The 15,292-nt window shown below is 58.4% G+C and carries 12 protein-coding genes; 1 reads left to right on the top strand and 11 read right to left on the bottom strand.

The window, feature by feature from the left end; translation table 11 throughout:
• Nucleotides 1-34: 34 nt before the first annotated feature.
• The 4 genes from glmM to rlmE all read right to left on the bottom strand — a co-directional run bounded on the left by glmM (nt 35) and on the right by rlmE (nt 5,010).
• The gene (gene glmM, locus ACQY47_RS18975; protein WP_017139252.1) at nt 35-1,372 is read right to left on the bottom strand and encodes a phosphoglucosamine mutase; all 1,338 of its coding nucleotides are present in this window, start codon (nt 1,370-1,372) and stop codon (nt 35-37) included.
• Between the two features lie 16 nt (nt 1,373-1,388).
• Nucleotides 1,389-2,240, bottom strand: a complete 852-nt coding sequence (gene folP / locus ACQY47_RS18970) for a dihydropteroate synthase (protein ID WP_017139253.1) — start codon at nt 2,238-2,240, stop codon at nt 1,389-1,391.
• Nucleotides 2,241-2,248: 8 nt separating this feature from the next.
• Complete coding sequence (gene ftsH, locus ACQY47_RS18965; protein ID WP_032865933.1) at nt 2,249-4,159, bottom strand: ATP-dependent zinc metalloprotease FtsH; 1,911 nt, start codon at nt 4,157-4,159, stop codon at nt 2,249-2,251.
• Between the two features lie 200 nt (nt 4,160-4,359).
• Complete coding sequence (gene rlmE / locus ACQY47_RS18960; protein WP_017139255.1) at nt 4,360-5,010, bottom strand: 23S rRNA (uridine(2552)-2'-O)-methyltransferase RlmE; 651 nt, start codon at nt 5,008-5,010, stop codon at nt 4,360-4,362.
• A 105-nt stretch (nt 5,011-5,115) separates the two neighbouring features.
• Between rlmE and ACQY47_RS18955 the strand changes: the two genes are divergently transcribed.
• A complete protein-coding gene (locus tag ACQY47_RS18955) occupies nt 5,116-5,424 on the top strand; it encodes a YhbY family RNA-binding protein (RefSeq protein WP_017139256.1) in 309 nt (102 codons plus the stop codon).
• A gap of 8 nt (nt 5,425-5,432) precedes the next feature.
• On the opposite strand, the gene ACQY47_RS18950 is transcribed toward ACQY47_RS18955, so the two are convergent.
• The 7 genes from ACQY47_RS18950 to dnaK form a co-directional block, all read right to left on the bottom strand.
• Nucleotides 5,433-5,837: an MFS transporter gene (locus ACQY47_RS18950; RefSeq protein ID WP_428550980.1), complete on the bottom strand. Its 405-nt coding sequence runs from the start codon at nt 5,835-5,837 to the stop codon at nt 5,433-5,435.
• Nucleotides 5,838-5,865: 28 nt separating this feature from the next.
• A complete protein-coding gene (gene greA / locus ACQY47_RS18945) occupies nt 5,866-6,342 on the bottom strand; it encodes a transcription elongation factor GreA (RefSeq protein ID WP_200431509.1) in 477 nt (158 codons plus the stop codon).
• The gene (gene carB, locus ACQY47_RS18940; RefSeq protein WP_017139259.1) at nt 6,339-9,560 is read right to left on the bottom strand and encodes a carbamoyl-phosphate synthase large subunit; all 3,222 of its coding nucleotides are present in this window, start codon (nt 9,558-9,560) and stop codon (nt 6,339-6,341) included. The genes greA and carB overlap by 4 nt, the downstream gene beginning before the upstream one ends.
• A 105-nt stretch (nt 9,561-9,665) precedes the next feature.
• A complete protein-coding gene (carA, locus tag ACQY47_RS18935) occupies nt 9,666-10,802 on the bottom strand; it encodes a glutamine-hydrolyzing carbamoyl-phosphate synthase small subunit (protein ID WP_017139260.1) in 1,137 nt (378 codons plus the stop codon).
• Nucleotides 10,803-11,060: 258 nt separating this feature from the next.
• On the bottom strand, nt 11,061-11,867 hold the full coding sequence (gene dapB, locus ACQY47_RS18930; protein ID WP_017139261.1) for a 4-hydroxy-tetrahydrodipicolinate reductase: 807 nt from the start codon (nt 11,865-11,867) through the stop codon (nt 11,061-11,063).
• A 10-nt stretch (nt 11,868-11,877) separates the two neighbouring features.
• Nucleotides 11,878-13,002, bottom strand: a complete 1,125-nt coding sequence (gene dnaJ / locus ACQY47_RS18925) for a molecular chaperone DnaJ (RefSeq protein ID WP_138813803.1) — start codon at nt 13,000-13,002, stop codon at nt 11,878-11,880.
• Between the two features lie 318 nt (nt 13,003-13,320).
• Complete coding sequence (gene dnaK, locus ACQY47_RS18920; protein ID WP_017139263.1) at nt 13,321-15,237, bottom strand: molecular chaperone DnaK; 1,917 nt, start codon at nt 15,235-15,237, stop codon at nt 13,321-13,323.
• Nucleotides 15,238-15,292 lie beyond the last annotated feature (55 nt).

The raw sequence follows: 15,292 nt of genomic DNA, 5'->3' as shown, positions 1-15,292 counted from the left end.
GTTACCCAACCACACCATCACTGGCAAGCCGAATTCAGGCGCAAATTTCAGTTACCAGTTTTGCCAGGTCTTCGGCGTGGCCGCGAACCTGTGTTTCGTCCTCGCCTTCGACCATGACACGCACCAGCGGCTCTGTGCCGGACTTGCGCAACAACACGCGGCCACGCCCAGCCATTGCAAGGGTCACACGCTCGCAGGCGTCTTTGACAGCAGGGTGCTCGATAGGGTTTTCGCCACCGGCAAAGCGCACATTCAGTAGAACCTGCGGGCACTTGCGCAGCGCTTGGCGCGCTTGAGCAAGACTCTCTTTGCGACGACGCAAGGACAGCAATACCTGCAGCGCAGCGATAATGGCATCGCCCGTGGTGGTGTGCTGGAAGCAAACCACATGCCCCGAGTTCTCTCCGCCCACCAGCCAGTTACGTTCCAGCAGCTCGGCGATGACATAGCGGTCACCGACATTGGCGCGTACAAACGGAATCCCCAGCTCGGCCAAGGCCAGCTCAAGCCCGAGATTGCTCATCAGCGTGCCAACCACACCGCCTTGCAGCTTGTCACGCTCATGCAGGTCACGGGCAATGATGAACAACAGCTCATCGCCATCAACCACCGCACCGGTGTGATCCACCATCAATACGCGGTCACCGTCGCCATCGAAGGCAATACCGAGGTCAGCGTGCTCGGCCAGGACAGCAGCCTGCAGCTGCTCCATATGCGTCGAGCCGCAGTTATCGTTGATGTTCAAACCATTTGGCTGGGCCGACAGCACCGTCACATCGGCACCCAGCTCCTTGAATACGCTGGGCGCCACTTTGTAGGTTGCACCGTGAGCACAGTCGACAACAATTTTGAGGCCGGCAAAGTTGGTGCTGGTCGGCACACTGCTCTTGCAGAACTCGATGTAACGGCCTGAGGCGTCATTGATACGCGAGACCTTGCCCAGCTTGCTGGACTCAACCACGGTCATCGGCGCGTCCAGCAACTCTTCGATCATCAGCTCGATCTCGTCCGGCAGCTTGGTGCCCTGGCCCGAGAAGAACTTGATGCCGTTGTCATCATGGGGATTGTGCGAGGCACTGATCACGATACCGGCTTCAGCGTGGAAGGTACGCGTCAGGTAAGCGATTGCCGGCGTCGGCATGGGCCCCAGCAGCATGACATCGGCGCCTGCGGCAGACAGCCCCGCCTCCAGCGCAGATTCGAACATGTAACCCGAGATGCGAGTGTCTTTGCCCACCAGGATGCGGCAAGCGCCCATGCTGCGGAACGCCATACCGGCCGCCCAACCCAGCTTGAGCATGAAATCAGGAGTAATCGGGAATTCGCCGACCCGACCACGAATACCGTCGGTGCCAAAATATTTTTTAGTCATAAGTGCTCCATCATTCTTATTCGGCTGATTCTACCGCGGCCAGCATGCGCACCACATCAACCGTCTCGGCGACATCATGCACCCGCAAAATACGCGCGCCCTTGGTCACGGCAAGTGCCGCCAACGCCAGGCCACCGTACAACCGCTCACCCACAGGGCGATTCAGGGCCAGCCCTATCATGCTCTTGCGCGACACGCCGACCAACAAGGGTCGACCAAGGGCGTGCAAAGCTTCCATATGCTTGAACAGGCTCAAGTTGTGTTGCAGGGTCTTGGCGAAGCCAAACCCGGGATCCAGGATAATTTTTTCGGCTGCGATGCCCACCTTGGCGCATTGAGTCATTCTTTGCGCAAGAAACCCGCTCACCTCACCAACCAGATCATCGTAATGCGGGCTGTCCTGCATATTGCCGGGCTCTCCCAACATATGCATAAGGCACACCGGCAGTCCGGTTGCCGCCGCCGCATCCAGCGCGCCATCACGCTGAAGGGAGCGCACATCGTTGATCAGCCCCGCACCGAGGCGCGCTGTCTCGCGCATTACTGCGGGAGTCGAGGTGTCCACCGAGATGATCACATCCAGCTCACGGGCAATCCGCTCGACGATTGGCGCGACCCGCTCCAGCTCCTCCAAGGGAGAAACCACGCGAGCGCCCGGTCGAGTTGACTCACCACCGACATCAATCAAGGTCGCGCCGGCCGCCACCATCGCCTCGGCATGACGCAACGCGGCATCCTGCTGATTGAAGCGGCCGCCGTCAGAAAAAGAATCGGGGGTTACATTAAGAATGCCCATGACATGCGTATGGGCCAAATCAAGAACCCGGTTGCCGCAAGGCAACCGGGTGGAGGACAGCGCAGAAGTCATTTCAAACCTTAGTGATCAGCTGCGGGGCCGCCGATTGGGGCTTCAGGACGTTCGTTCTGTACCACAGGCGGGGTGCCCGAAGTACCCGAACCACCTTCCCAATCACGAGGCTCACGCGGTGCGCGACCCGCCATGATGTCGTCAATCTGATCGGCATCAATGGTTTCGTACTTCATCAGCGCATCAGCCATTGCATCGAGCTTGTCGCGGTTATCCGTCAGGATCTGCTTGGCCGTGCCGTAGCACTGGTCAATGATGCTGCGCACTTCCGAGTCGATGAGCTTGGCCGTCTCACCCGAGAAGCTGGCAGCTTGACCGCCGCCACCACGACCCAGGAACACTTCGCCTTCTTCCTCGGCATACATCAAAGGACCGAGTTTTTCCGACAACCCCCACTTGGTCACCATGTTCCGCGCAATCTGGCTGGCACGCATGATGTCGTTGGAAGCACCGGTGGTCACACCGTCGAAGCCAAGCGTCATCTCTTCAGCAATCCGGCCGCCATACAGAGAACAGATCTGGCTGATCAGCGCACGCTTGGAGAGACTGTAACGATCCTCTTCCGGCAGGAACATGGTCACACCCAGCGCACGGCCACGAGGAATGATCGACACTTTGTAGACCGGGTCATGCTCAGGCACAACGCGACCAACAATGGCGTGACCGGCTTCGTGATAAGCGGTGTTCTGCTTCTCTTTCTCGGACATGACCATGGATTTGCGCTCGGCGCCCATCATGATCTTGTCCTTGGCCAGTTCGAACTCTTTCATTTCAACAATGCGCTTGCCGGTACGGGCAGCGAACAACGAAGCCTCGTTGACCAGGTTGGCCAGGTCGGCACCGGAGAAGCCTGGCGTACCACGGGCAATCACGGCCGGAGCCACGTCGTCGCCCATTGGCACTTTGCGCATGTGTACTTTCAGGATCTGTTCGCGACCACGAATATCCGGCAGCCCCACCACAACCTGACGGTCGAAACGGCCTGGACGCAGCAACGCTGGGTCGAGCACGTCGGGACGGTTAGTCGCAGCGATGACGATGATGCCGTCATTCATTTCAAAGCCGTCCATCTCAACCAGCAATTGGTTGAGGGTCTGCTCACGCTCATCGTGACCGCCACCCATGCCGGCGCCACGATGGCGACCCACGGCGTCGATTTCGTCGATGAAGATGATGCACGGTGCGTGCTTTTTGGCCTGTTCGAACATATCGCGAACACGGCTGGCACCAACACCGACGAACATCTCGACGAAGTCAGAACCGGAAATGGTGAAGAACGGCACCTTGGCTTCACCGGCAATCGCCTTGGCCAGCAAGGTTTTACCGGTACCCGGAGGACCGACCATCAGCACGCCGCGAGGAATGCGGCCGCCCAGGCGCTGGAACTTGCCCGGATCACGCAGGAACTCAACCAGCTCACCGACTTCTTCCTTGGCTTCATCACAACCTGCGACGTCAGCCAGGGTGGTTTTCACCTGATCTTCAGAGAGCAGGCGCGCCTTGCTCTTGCCGAAGCTCATCGGCCCGCCCTTGCCTCCCGCACCACCTTGCATCTGGCGCATGAAGAACATGAACACGGCGATAATCACCAGGATCGGGAAGCTCGCTACCAATAGCTGAGTCCAGATGCTCTGCTGTTCAGGCTGCTTGCCTTCAACCACTACGTGGTTATCCACCAAGTCGCCGATCAGACCGTTGTCCTGGATTGCCGGACGAATGGTCTTGAAGCTGTCGCCATCGTTGCGCTTGCCGGTGATCACGTAGCCATCAACCGCTACGCGCTCGACCTTGCCATCCTTAACTTGCTGGATGAAGTCGGAATAGTTGAGGGTCTGCGGCTCGTTAGGGCTGGAGAAGTTGTTCATCACCGTCACCAGGACAGCCGCGATGATCAACCACAGGATCAGATTCTTTGCCATATCGTTCAATTAACTACCCTCTGAAGCAAGCTCCGCTACTGGCGCGCGCTTCGCATGATATTCACCGGCCTAACTTACTACATTACCTACAACTCTGGCAGGCGCCGTCTGTAACCCTTTGTGAAACTTTGACTACACAATATTCGTAAAGCTTCGTGACGAAAGCGATATAAAAAAACCTATCGCCCTCCTCGAATTCCTCAAAAACGCTCTTCGCTCTCCGCCCCTTCGACACCACGGAAGCCGCGGCACAGCAGGTATTGCTCGCGTGACCGGTCTCGCGAAGAGTCTGGTTTGCGCGTCTGTACCTTGTCGAACAATTTGCGAATGTTCTTGTGGTACTCGTCAAAACCTTCGCCCTGGAAGACTTTCACCAGGAAATCACCACCGGGACGCAAAACCCGACCCGCCAGATCCAGTGCCAACTCGCACAGGAACATGGCTCGCGGCATATCAACGGCCGGTAATCCACTCATATTGGGGGCCATGTCGGAAATCACAAGGTCTACCTGCGAATTTCCCACAGCCTCAAGGATCTCGGCCAACACCGTGTCCTGGGTGAAGTCGCCGTGTACAAAGGTCACATCCGGGATGCTGTCCATCTCAAGGATGTCGGACGCGATCAACCGACCTTGCCCACCAATCAGACGACTGGTCACTTGGGACCAGCCACCAGGGGCTGCGCCAAGGTCGATAACGCTCATGCCTGGACGAATCAATTTATCCTTGTCCTGGATCTCCAGCAGTTTGTAGCTGGCCCGGGAACGGTAGCCGTCCTTTTGCGCCTTTTTGACGTAAGGATCGTTGAAATGTTCTTGTAGCCACTTAAGGCTGGTTTTGGAACGGGCCACGGGCCACCTCGAAAATAAAACGGGTCGTGATTAACTGGGCGGTCCCGGACTCGCTCGGGTAAACTGGCCGCCGCTTTTTACAAGATCAGACGCAGGGGTCAGATTATGCCGCTCACTCAAGAGCAGAAGAAACAGTACAAATCCATTGGCCACCATCTGAAACCAGTTCTGATTGTGGCAGACAACGGTTTGACTGAAGGTGTGTTAGCCGAACTGGAACGCGCATTGGGCGATCACGAACTGATCAAGATCAAGGTCAACATCCTTGACCGCGAAGCGCGTTTGGCCGCCATTGCAGAACTGTGCAAGGTCGGCAAAGCGGACCTGGTACAGGTCATCGGTAAGATGGCACTGCTGTATCGCAAGAACTTCAGCGTCAACAAGCAGCTGTCGAACGTACACCGCTTCAAGTAATACAAGGGTCACGGGCGTGCTTCGCGCGCCCCGCCGCTCCATCCCGGTGCCGGCTGTATAACCAGCACCAGGCCGGAGAACCCTAGCACAAGATAGCTGAATAGCTGCCAGCGCAACGCTTGCGGCAGCCACACATGCACCACGCAAAACATTGCGCACGCATACAGCGCCATCAACAGCAGTTGGCCGCGAATATCCCGCCACAAACTCTCCAACCCCTCGGTCTTGACCAGCACCAATGCCTGGAGCGTCACGCACGCCGCTGCAAAACCCACCAGCAGCGCACTCAGCATTCCGTTGAGTTCATCGATCAGCAGCGGTGCCAGGCCAATCAGGCCCAACACCGGCAGCACACCGATGTGCAACAACCACAGGCCACCCACCCAAAGCATCTGGGCGAGCTGCCAAAGCATGGCGCCCGCACGAAGCGGGCGCCGCCTTTCAGACGTGACGAACTTCGACAATCTCGTACTCGATTACGCCACCGGGCGTTTTCACAGCCACCACGTCACCCTCTTCCTTGGCAATCAAGGCGCGGGCCAGTGGCGAGCCAACAGAGATTTTACCGAGTTTGAAGTCAGCCTCGTCTTCACCGACGATGTGGTAAACCACGCGCTCGTCAGTTTCGACGTTGGCGATTTCTACGGTCGTGCCGAAAATCACTTTGCCGGTCTTCGGGATGGTCGTGACATCGATGATGACCGCATTCTGCATGCGACCCTCGATATCACGGATCCGCGCCTCGACCATACCTTGCTGCTCACGAGCAGCGTGGTATTCGGCGTTTTCCTTCAAGTCACCCAGCTCGCGGGCCGTACCGATGTCCTGGCTCAGCTTCGGGCGGACGACCTTGGTCAGATGGGCGTGTTCTTCTTCCAGGGCTTTGGCGCCCTGGACGGTCATTGGGTATTTGGTCATGCCTTCAATCCTGCGTGTAGATCCTGCAAGCGACGCACGGTCTTTTCCGGACCGAACTTGAGCGCTTCGCAGATGGCTTCGCCAGCAGCAATGGTGGTGGTGCAGTAGATCTTGTGCTGCAAGGCATTACGACGAATGGAGTAGGAGTCCGCGATCGACTGGCGACCTTCGGTGGTGTTGATGATCAGCGTGACTTCGTCATTCTTGATCATGTCGACCACGTGCGGACGGCCTTCCGTCACCTTGTTCACGCGACGTACTTTCAGGCCGGCAGCTTCGATCAGCTTGGCGGTCCCGGCAGTTGCCACGACTTCAAAGCCCAAGTTGATCAGATCACGGGCCACGCCTGCAACCAGTGGTTTGTCATCATCACGCACGCTGATAAACGCAGTACCGCCGGTCGGCAGCACTTCGCTGGCGCCCATCTGGGCCTTGGCGAATGCTTCACCGAAAGTGTCACCCACACCCATCACTTCACCGGTGGACTTCATCTCTGGGCCCAGGATCGGGTCCACACCAGGGAATTTGGCGAATGGGAACACCGCCTCTTTCACGCTGTAGAAGTTAGGAATGATTTCCTTGGTGAAGCCGATTTCCTTCAGGGTCTTACCCGCCATCACGCGGGCAGCGATCATGGCCAGGGACACACCGATGCACTTGGAAACAAATGGCACGGTACGCGAAGCACGCGGGTTCACTTCGATGACGTAGATGTCTTCGCCTTGCAGCGCCAACTGAACGTTCATCAGGCCGACCACGCCCAGTTCCAGGGCCATTTTCTTGACCTGTTCGCGCATCTCGTCCTGGATGTGCGCTGGCAGCGAGTACGGCGGCAGCGAGCAAGCGGAGTCACCGGAGTGAACGCCAGCCTGTTCGATGTGCTGCATGATCGCGCCGATGACTACGTCGGTACCGTCGCAGACCGCATCCACGTCCATTTCGATGGCGCAGTTGAGGAAGTGGTCCAGCAGCACCGGGCTGTCGTTCGACACTTTCACCGCATCACGCAGGTAGCGCTTGAGCTCTTCTTCTTCGTAGACGATTTCCATCGCCCGGCCGCCCAATACGTAGGACGGACGCACCACCAGCGGGTAGCCAATCTTGCTGGCGGCGCGGATGGCTTCGTCTTCGCTGCGCACGGTGGCGTTTGGCGGCTGACGCAGGTTCAGGCGCTCGACCATTTGCTGGAAGCGCTCACGGTCTTCGGCACGGTCGATGGCGTCAGGGCTGGTGCCGATGATCGGCACGCCGGCCGCTTCCAGGGCACGCGCCAGTTTCAGCGGGGTTTGGCCGCCGTACTGCACGATCACGCCTTTCGGCTTCTCGACGCGGCAGATTTCCAGCACGTCTTCCAGGGTTACCGGCTCAAAGTACAGACGGTCGGAAGTGTCGTAGTCAGTCGAAACAGTTTCCGGGTTGCAGTTGACCATGATGGTCTCGTACCCGTCTTCGCGCAGCGCGAGGGCGGCGTGTACGCAGCAGTAGTCGAACTCGATACCCTGGCCAATACGGTTCGGACCGCCGCCCAGGATAATGATCTTGTCGCGGCCCGACGGCGCGGCCTCGCACTCTTCCTCGTAAGTGGAGTACAGGTACGCGGTGTCGGTGGCGAACTCGGCCGCGCAGGTATCAACGCGCTTGTAGACCGGGAAGATTTCCAGCTTGTGGCGGTGGGTGCGCAGGTTCTTCTCGGTCACACCCAGCAGCTTGGCCAGACGCTGATCGGAGAAACCTTTGCGCTTGAGGCGGAACATCAGGTCGCGGTCGATAGAAGACAGACCGAGGGTCTTGACCTTCTCTTCTTCCTTGATCAGATCTTCGATCTGCACCAGGAACCACGGATCGATCATGTTCATGCCGAAGATCTGTTCGACGGTCATACCCGCGCGGAAAGCATCGGCCACGTACCAGATACGCTCGGCGCCCGGCACGGTCAGCTCGCGCTTGAGCACGCTCATGCTTTCCGGGTTGCTCAGGTCGAGCTTTTCATCCAGGCCGCAAACACCCACTTCCAGGCCGCGCAGGGCTTTCTGCAGGGATTCCTGGAAGGTCCGGCCGATGGCCATTACTTCGCCAACCGACTTCATCTGAGTGGTCAGGCGTGCGTCGGCCTTGGCGAACTTCTCGAAGGCAAAGCGCGGCAGCTTGGTCACGACGTAGTCGATGGACGGCTCGAAAGACGCCGGCGTAGCGCCGCCCGTGATTTCGTTTTGCAGCTCGTCCAGGGTGTAACCGATCGCCAACTTGGCGGCGATGCGCGCAATCGGGAAGCCGGTCGCTTTCGAAGCCAGTGCCGAAGAACGCGACACACGCGGGTTCATCTCGATCACGACCATGCGGCCAGTGTCCGGGCAGATGCCGAACTGAACGTTGGAACCGCCGGTTTCTACGCCGATCTCACGCAGTACCGCCAACGAGGCGTTACGCATGATCTGGTATTCCTTGTCCGTCAGGGTCTGCGCCGGAGCAACGGTGATCGAGTCGCCGGTGTGCACGCCCATCGGGTCGAAGTTTTCGATGGAGCAGACGATGATGCAGTTGTCCTTTTTGTCGCGGACAACCTCCATCTCGTACTCTTTCCAGCCGATCAGGGATTCGTCGATCAGCAGCTCTTTGGTCGGCGACAGGTCCAGGCCACGGGCGCAGATTTCTTCGAACTCTTCACGGTTGTAAGCAATACCGCCACCGGTGCCGCCCATGGTGAAGGACGGACGAATGATGCACGGGAAGCCCAGCTTTTCGAGAACCGCGTTGGCCTCTTCCATGCTGTGGGCAATACCGGAGCGCGGGCAGTCAAGGCCGATGGACTTCATGGCCTTGTCGAAACGCGAACGGTCTTCAGCCTTGTCGATGGTGTCGGCATTCGCACCGATCATCTCTACGCCGAACTTCTCCAGAACGCCTTCGCGCTCCAGGTCCAGGGCGCAGTTGAGTGCGGTCTGGCCACCCATGGTCGGCAGCAGCGCGTCGGGACGCTCTTTTTCGATGATCTTGGCAACGGTCTGCCACTTGATCGGTTCGATGTAAGTGGCGTCGGCCATGTCCGGGTCGGTCATGATGGTGGCCGGGTTGGAGTTCACCAGGATGACGCGGTAACCCTCTTCGCGCAGGGCTTTACAGGCCTGGGCGCCGGAGTAGTCGAATTCGCAAGCCTGGCCGATCACGATCGGGCCAGCGCCGAGAATCAGGATGCTTTTTATGTCTGTACGTTTTGGCATGGGTTTGTCACTCAAATCCGCAGGTCAGTCGGCAAGCCGTCTTGAACAATCGTTGAAGAGCCTGCGGGGGCCACCGAGGTTCGGGGCCGCCCGCAGGCCTCTCAGTCAGCGTCGCTTGGCCATCTCATTGATGAAACGGTCGAACAGCGGCGCTACGTCGTTCGGGCCAGGGCTGGCTTCAGGGTGGCCCTGGAAGCTGAACGCGCTCTTGTCGGTGCGCTCGATGCCTTGCAAGGAGCCGTCGAACAGCGACTTGTGAATGGCGCGAACGTTGCTCGGCAAGGTTGCTTCATCCACCGCAAAACCGTGGTTCTGGCTGGTGATCATCACAACGCCGGTGTCCAGGTCTTGTACCGGGTGGTTGGCACCGTGGTGGCCGTGGCCCATTTTCAGGGTCTTGGCGCCGGACGCCAGGGCCAGCAGTTGGTGACCGAGGCAGATACCGAATACCGGAATCTCGGTTTCCAGCACGTCCTTGATTGCCTGGATGGCGTAGTCGCATGGCTCAGGGTCACCCGGGCCGTTGGACAGGAACACGCCGTCCGGTTGCAGGGCCAGCACATCGCTCGCAGGCGTTTGCGCCGGCACCACGGTCACGCGGCAGCCGCGCTCAACCAGCATGCGCAGGATGTTGTACTTCACGCCGTAGTCGTAGGCCACAACATGGTATGGCAGCTCGCTGGCGTCGATGGTCGCGTGACTGTCGGTCTTCAAGTCCCAGACAGTGGAGCGCCACTCGTACTTCTCTTTGACGCTGACAACTTTCGCCAGGTCCATGCCCTTCAGGCCAGGGAAGCCTTGGGCAGCGGCAATCGCCGCCTCTTCGGAGATATTGTCACCGACCATGATGCAGCCGTTCTGCGAGCCTTTTTCACGCAGGATGCGTGTAAGGCGACGCGTATCGATACCGGCGATCGCCACAACATTGTTGGCTTTCAGGTAATCGGACAGCGACATCGTGTTACGCCAGTTGCTCGCAACCAGTGGCAGATCACGAATGACCAGACCGGCCGACCAGACACGATCAGACTCGACGTCTTCCGGTGTAGTACCGGTGTTGCCGATGTGCGGATAGGTCAGGGTAACGATTTGCTGGGCGTAGGAAGGATCGGTAAGGATTTCCTGATAGCCGGTCATGGCAGTGTTAAACACTACCTCTCCAACGGTTTGACCGTCGGCTCCAATGGCTTCGCCGCGAAAAATGCTGCCATCAGCAAGGGCGAGTATGGCTGGCTTAGTCAAGAAGACCTCCCGTAAATAAAGCCTGAAAGGGCGATCGCAGGTTGTAAAAAAGCGGAGTGACGTATGGACACGTCACCCCGCTTCTTCACTGAATTATTCTGCGCGCTTTTAGTGGACACACTAAAGCTGTAGCTTACAGAAAAAGGCTTTTTTGGTCCACCGCTAATGAGCCTTAAAGGCAGGGGAATGCGACAGGACGTCGCCTAGCGGGTAAAAACGGGGCCTAAGCATAAGCTTGAGGCCCGGTTTTGGCTACTCTTAGTGCAGATCCAGCACGTCGCGCATGTCATACAGACCAGGCTCACGACCTTCCAGCCAGAGCGCCGCACGCACCGCACCCTTGGCAAATGTCATGCGGCTGGAGGCTTTGTGCGTGATCTCCAGGCGCTCGCCTTCACTGGCAAACAGCACGGTGTGATCACCCACCACATCACCACCGCGCACAGTGGCAAAGCCGATGGTGTCATGGGCACGCGCACCGGTATGGCCTTCACGCCCGTAGACCGCGACTTTAGACAGGTCGCGCCCCAGGGCATCGGCAATCGCCTCACCCATGCGCAGTGCAGTACCCGACGGCGCATCGATCTTGTGGCGATGGTGGGTCTCGATAATCTCGATATCCGCCTCATCACCCAACACGCGCGCGGCCAGGTCCAGCAACTTGAGCGACAAGTTCACGCCGACGCTGAAGTTGGCGGCGAAGACGATCGGAATATCCTTGCCCGCCTCCACCAGCAACTGCTTCTGCTCGGCATTCAAGCCTGTGGTGCCGATGACCATGGCCTTGCCAGCCTTGCGGCAGAACGCCAGGTTTTTCAGCATCACTTCCGGCAAGGTGAAGTCGATCAGCACATCAAACTCGTCAGCCACCTGCTCCAGGTTGCCCGACAACGAAACGCCGATGCGACCCAGCGAAGCCAGCTCACCGGCGTCCGCACCGATCAGCGTGCTGCCGGGGCGAACAATCGCCGCCGTCAGCCCGGAGGCCGGCGAGCGCTGCTGCACCGCCTCGACCAGCGTCTTGCCCATGCGCCCGGCAGCGCCCATTACGGCTATACGTCGCATATTCACGTCCTTACAAGTCGCCGAAGAAGCGCTTAACGCCATCGAAGAAGCCAGTGGTTTTCGGCGAATGGGAGTCATCGCCTTCCAACGAGCTGCGGAACTCTTCAAGCAGTTCGCGTTGACGGCGACCCAGATTGACCGGCGTTTCCACCGCCACACGGCACATCAAGTCGCCAGCACCGCCACCGCGCACCGGCGCAACGCCTTTGCCACGGATACGGAACTGCTTGCCGGTCTGGGTGCCTTCCGGGATCTTGAGCTTGACCCGACCATCAAGGGTCGGAATTTCCAGCTCACCACCCAATGCCGCGTCGACAAAGCTGATCGGCACCTCGCAGAACAGGTGTTTGCCATCACGCTGGAAGATCGAGTGCTCACGCACATTGATCACCACGTACAGGTCACCCGTCGGGCCACCTTGAGTGCCCGCCTCGCCTTCGCCAGACAGGCGAATACGGTCACCGGTATCAACGCCCGCCGGCACTTTCACCGAAAGGGTCTTGTACTCTTCGACACGGCCTTCGCCGTGGCAGGAGTCGCACGGATCGGAAATGATCTTGCCCTGGCCATGGCAGCGCGGGCAGGTCTGCTGCACCGAGAAGAAGCCCTGCTGCATGCGCACCTGGCCAATACCGCCACAGGTTGGGCAGGTAATCGGCGAGGAACCCTTCTTGGCCCCCGAACCGTCGCACGGCTTGCAATTGACCAGCGTCGGCACACGGATATTGACCGTGGTGCCGCGCACAGCTTCTTCCAGGTTCAGCTCCAGCGTGTAACGCAAGTCGCTGCCGCGCTGGGCACCGCCGCGCTGACCGCCACGGCCGCCACCAAAAAAGTCACTGAACACATCGCCGAAAATATCGGAGAAGTTCTGACCACCAAAACCGGCACCGCCGCCACCCATGCTCGGGTCGACACCGGCATGGCCATACTGATCGTAGGCCGCGCGCTTATTGGGATCAGACAAGCATTCGTAGGCCTCATTGGCCTCTTTGAACATCTCTTCGGATTCTTTGCTATCCGGATTACGGTCCGGGTGGTGCTTCATCGCCAGGCGACGGTAAGCCTTTTTCAGGTCCGCCTCGCTGGAGCTGCGCTCCACACCCAACACTTCGTAATAGTCACGCTTTGCCATAAGTCTTTGCACTCTTAAGGACGTTCAGCCCGACCCTCCTGAGCCTTGCCGAACTCGTTGAGCCCCAATACAGGCCCGGACCCAACTCACGTCAATTCAACGATCCTGGTCATAACTACTTTTTAGCCAGGGACCCGGCCAAAAATGCGGTATTTACTGCTCGGAAAGCAGGAGCATTCCCGATCACACCGCCAGCACCCGAACCTTGTCGCATGCTGTAAAAATTCACATACCCCAGACACGCCAACGCGGGAGCAAGCTCCCGCGCGGCGACATCCTACCAGTCACCGCTTGATAGCGGTCAACCGGGCAACCAACTTACTTCTGCTCTTTGACTTCTTCGAACTCGGCATCGACAACATCGTCGTGCTTGGCTTCAGGCTCTGCGTGCTGTGCAGCGCCTTCTGCCGGCTGGCCTTGCTCGGCGTACATTTTCTGGGCAACCGGAGCGGAGACTTTCGACAGCTCCTCAACCTTGGCTTCGATGGCAGCCTTGTCGTCGCCTTTAATGGCGGTTTCCAGGGCAACCACAGCTGCTTCGATCGCGGTCTTCTCTTCGGCGGTCACTTTGTCGCCTGCTTCGGAGACCATTTTACGCGTCGAGTGAACCAGGGCATCGCCTTGGTTACGTGCACCGGCCAGCTCAGCAAACTTGGCATCCGCATCAGCGTTGGCTTCAGCATCACGAATCATCTGTTGAATTTCTTCATCAGACAGACCGGAGTTGGCCTTGATGGTGATCTTCTGCTCTTTGCCGGTCGCCTTGTCTTTGGCACCTACGTGCAGGATACCGTTGGCATCGATGTCGAAGGTCACTTCAATTTGCGGCACGCCACGTGGTGCTGGTGGAATCTCGGCCAGGTCGAACTTGCCCAGGGACTTGTTCTGAGCGGCTTGCTTACGCTCACCTTGCAGCACGTGAATGGTCACAGCACCCTGGTTGTCGTCGGCCGTCGAGAACACTTGCGATTTCTTGGTAGGAATCGTGGTGTTTTTCTCGATCAGCGCGGTCATCACGCCACCCATGGTTTCGATACCCAGGGTCAGCGGGCTGACGTCCAACAGCAGCACGTCTTTCACGTCGCCGGCCAGTACCGCACCCTGGATCGCAGCACCCATGGCAACCGCTTCGTCCGGGTTCACGTCTTTACGTGCTTCTTTACCGAAGAACTCGGTGACCAGCTTCTGAACCAGTGGCATACGGGTCTGACCGCCAACCAGGATCACGTCGTTGATCGAGCCAACATCGATACCCGAGTCTTTCAGCGCAATGCGGCAAGGCTCGATAGTGCGTTGTACCAGGTCTTCAACCAGCGCTTCGAGCTTGGAACGCGAGATTTTCACGTTCAAGTGCTTAGGACCAGTGGCGTCTGCAGTGATGTACGGCAGGTTCACGTCGGTCGACTGAGCCGAAGACAGCTCGATCTTGGCTTTTTCAGCGGCTTCTTTCAGGCGCTGCATCGCCAGCGGGTCACCCTTAAGGTTCATGCCGCTTTCTTTCTTGAATTCGTCAACGAGGTAGTCGATCAGACGAATATCAAAGTCTTCACCACCCAGGAAGGTGTCGCCGTTGGTGGCCAACACTTCGAACTGGTGCTCGCCATCAACTTCAGCAATCTCGATGACGGAGACGTCGAAAGTACCACCACCCAGGTCATAAACGATCACGGTGTGGTCGCCCTTGGCCTTGTCCATACCGTAGGCCAGAGCGGCTGCGGTGGGTTCGTTGATGATACGTTTTACGTCCAGGCCAGCGATGCGGCCGGCGTCTTTGGTCGCCTGACGCTGGCTGTCGTTGAAGTAGGCCGGAACGGTGATCACCGCTTCAGTCACGGCTTCACCGAGGTAGTCTTCGGCGGTTTTCTTCATCTTTTTCAAGATTTCAGCCGAGATTTGCGGCGGCGACATTTTCTGGCCGTTTACTTCAACCCAGGCGTCACCGTTGTCAGCCTTGGCGATTTTGTAAGGGACCATCTTGATGTCTTTCTGTACGACTTCTTCGTCGAACTTACGACCGATCAGACGCTTAACCGCGTACAGGGTGTTGTGCGGGTTGGTCACAGCCTGACGCTTGGCCGACTGACCTACGAGGATTTCACCGTCGTTGGCGTAAGCAATGATCGACGGCGTGGTACGCGCGCCTTCGGCGTTTTCGATAACTTTAGCAACGCCGTTTTCCAGCACGGAGACGCAGGAGTTGGTAGTCCCCAGGTCGATACCGATAATTTTGCCCATGATTTACTCTCCCGAAACTTTAATTAGGTTGCCGCAGCAGTGGTGGCTAACTGCG

It is taken from the genome of Pseudomonas edaphica, assembly GCF_965277385.1.
Lineage (GTDB): Bacteria > Pseudomonadota > Gammaproteobacteria > Pseudomonadales > Pseudomonadaceae > Aquipseudomonas > Aquipseudomonas edaphica.
The sequence above is the reverse complement of the archived record's forward strand: the minus strand, read 5'-3'. Positions and strand labels throughout refer to the sequence as shown.

Excerpts from the sequence above, each read along its gene's own strand:
- glmM (WP_017139252.1), bottom strand. The coding sequence starts at position 1,372 with ATGACTAAAAAATATTTTGGCACCGACGGTATTCGTGGTCGGGTCGGC.
- folP (WP_017139253.1), bottom strand. The coding sequence starts at position 2,240 with ATGACTTCTGCGCTGTCCTCCACCCGGTTGCCTTGCGGCAACCGGGTT.
- ftsH (WP_032865933.1), bottom strand. The coding sequence starts at position 4,159 with ATGGCAAAGAATCTGATCCTGTGGTTGATCATCGCGGCTGTCCTGGTG.
- ACQY47_RS18955 (WP_017139256.1), top strand. The coding sequence starts at position 5,116 with ATGCCGCTCACTCAAGAGCAGAAGAAACAGTACAAATCCATTGGCCAC.
- ACQY47_RS18950 (WP_428550980.1), bottom strand. The coding sequence starts at position 5,837 with ATGCTTTGGCAGCTCGCCCAGATGCTTTGGGTGGGTGGCCTGTGGTTG.
- greA (WP_200431509.1), bottom strand. The coding sequence starts at position 6,342 with ATGACCAAATACCCAATGACCGTCCAGGGCGCCAAAGCCCTGGAAGAA.
- carB (WP_017139259.1), bottom strand. The coding sequence starts at position 9,560 with ATGCCAAAACGTACAGACATAAAAAGCATCCTGATTCTCGGCGCTGGC.
- dapB (WP_017139261.1), bottom strand. The coding sequence starts at position 11,867 with ATGCGACGTATAGCCGTAATGGGCGCTGCCGGGCGCATGGGCAAGACG.
- dnaJ (WP_138813803.1), bottom strand. The coding sequence starts at position 13,002 with ATGGCAAAGCGTGACTATTACGAAGTGTTGGGTGTGGAGCGCAGCTCC.
- dnaK (WP_017139263.1), bottom strand. The coding sequence starts at position 15,237 with ATGGGCAAAATTATCGGTATCGACCTGGGGACTACCAACTCCTGCGTC.